General features: G+C 72.6%; 3 protein-coding genes and 1 pseudogene. All 4 read left to right on the top strand.

Features of this window, described 5'->3' with window-relative positions; all coding sequences use genetic code 11:
- A partial coding sequence (locus D471_RS0122965; protein ID WP_017600790.1) for an enoyl-CoA hydratase/isomerase family protein occupies nucleotides 1-377 on the top strand: 377 nt, incomplete at its 5' end.
- A pseudogene (locus tag D471_RS42360) lies at nucleotides 374-544 on the top strand (NAD(P)-binding domain-containing protein); the annotation flags it as partial. The gene D471_RS0122965 and the pseudogene D471_RS42360, both read left to right, overlap by 4 nt.
- 88 nt (nucleotides 545-632) lie before the next feature.
- A complete protein-coding gene (locus D471_RS42355; RefSeq protein WP_017600789.1) occupies nucleotides 633-1322 on the top strand; it encodes an NAD-binding protein in 690 nt (229 codons plus the stop codon).
- 167 nt (nucleotides 1323-1489) lie between these two features.
- On the top strand, nucleotides 1490-1906 hold the full coding sequence (locus D471_RS0122955) for a hypothetical protein (protein ID WP_017600788.1): 417 nt from the start codon (nucleotides 1490-1492) through the stop codon (nucleotides 1904-1906).
- Nucleotides 1907-1933 lie beyond the last annotated feature (27 nt).

Below are 1933 nucleotides of genomic sequence, written 5' to 3'. Positions count from 1 at the left end.
CCTGCTCCCCCGCCGACACCGCCGAGGAGATCGTCGACCGGCTGCGCTCCCACGGCGACAAGGACGCCGCGCGCGCCGCCGACGTCATCGAGAGCAAGTCGCCCACCTCGGTGAAGGTCGCCCTGGCGGCGCTGCGCCGGGCCCGGGAGCTGCCCACGCTGGAGGCGGTCCTGGAGCAGGAGTACCGGGTCTCGTGCGCCCTGCTGTCCTCGCCCGACCTGGTCGAGGGCGTGCGGGCGCAGGTGATCGACAAGGACCGGAGCCCGACGTGGGCGCCGGACCGGCTGGCGGAGGTGTCCGACAGCCACGTGGCGCGGTTCTTCACGGCCGCGCCGGACGGACCGCTGGGACTCATCGACGAGGGGAGCCGCGCATGACCGCCGTCGCGTTCGTCGGACTGGGCAACATGGGTGGGCCCATGGCCGCCAACCTCGTGACCGCCGGGCACACGGTCACCGGTTTCGACCTGGTGCCCGAGGCCCTGGCCAAGGCCGCCGAGTCGGGCGTCCGCGTCGCCGACAGCGCGGTGGACGCGGTCGCCAAGGCCGACGTGGTCGTCACGATGCTGCCGAGCGGCCGGCACCTGCTCACCGCCTACCTGGGCGCCGANCCCCCGCCCCGGGACGCTGTTCGTGGACTGCTCGACCGTGGACGTGGCCGACGCCCGCGCCGCCAACGCCGAGGCCGTCGCCGCGGGCCACCGTGCCGTGGACGCCCCGGTCTCGGGCGGTGTCGTGGGCGCGACCGCCGCGACGCTCACCTTCATGGTGGGGGCCGAGGGCGCCGACTTCGCCGACGTGGAGCCGCTGCTGTCCGCGATGGGCCGCAAGGTGGTCCACTGCGGCGGGCCCGGGGGCGGGCAGGCCGCGAAGATCTGCAACAACATGGTGCTGGGCGCGTCGATGATCGCGGTCAGCGAGGCGTTCGTGCTCGGCGAGCGGCTGGGGCTCACCCACCAGGCGCTGTACGACGTGGTCTCGACCGCGTCCGGGCAGTGCTGGTCGCTGACCACCAACTGCCCGGTGCCCGGGCCGGTCCCGACCAGCCCGGCCAACCGGGACTACCAGCCCGGGTTCGCCGCGTCGCTGATGGCCAAGGACCTGGGCCTGGCGGCCAACGCGCTGCGCGACACGGGGGTGGAGGCCGAGATCGGGCTGGAGGCGGCCCGGATCTACTCGGCCTTCGCCGAGGGGCTGGAGACCGAGCGGGACTTCTCCGCGATCGTCAACGCCATCCGTGAGCGGTCCGGCCAGCCGGACGCCGCCGGAGCGGACGGCGGTTCGGGCGGCGGTTCGGGAGGTGCAGCGACCGGCGGTTCCTGACCGGAGCAGGGGTCGACGAACGCCTCCGCGCGCGTCGCGCGCGGAGGCGTTCCGCCGTGTCGGAGGACGGGCGAACTTTACGGAACGGTAGACGCACGGGGAGTGTCCAAGTCGGGGAAACGTCATCTCCCGTGAGAGAGAGTTCCATGCACCCCCCTGTGCTCCCCATGCCCGGAAGCCTCAAGGCGGTCCGGGTCATCATCGCCGTCCGTGTGGTCCTCGCCGTCATCGTCTACGGTGTCGCGACGCTGGGGTTGGCCGTGGCGTCGGGAGACCGACGCCTCCAGGCCGCCCTGGAGGCCGAGGCCGGGATGTCCTACGGAGCCGTCGTACTGTTCATGGTCATCGGAGCCGCGATAGTCGCCTTCGAGGGCTACGTGCTCGTGACCATGGGCGGAGGAGGCAGCAGGACGCAGACGCTCCTGCGCCTGCTGGTCGGGATCGGCCTCGTGAACTCCGTCCTGAACCTGCTGATGGGCCAGAACGCGGTTCTCGGCATCGTCCTGCTGGTGATTGTCGCGGTCCTCGTCGAGGGGCGGAGCGCCAAGGAGTGGTTCCACACCACGGAGAGCTCCGTCGGCTGACGTCAGGCGCCCGTGAGCGTCGCGCTC

This window comes from Nocardiopsis lucentensis DSM 44048, assembly GCF_000341125.1.
GTDB lineage: Bacteria > Actinomycetota > Actinomycetes > Streptosporangiales > Streptosporangiaceae > Nocardiopsis > Nocardiopsis lucentensis.
The sequence above is the reverse complement of the archived record's forward strand: the minus strand, read 5'-3'. Positions and strand labels throughout refer to the sequence as shown.

What these genes read in the sequence shown, in the direction of transcription:
- D471_RS0122955 (WP_017600788.1), top strand. Translation starts at nt 1,490, where the DNA reads ATGCCCGGAAGCCTCAAGGCGGTCCGGGTCATCATCGCCGTCCGTGTG.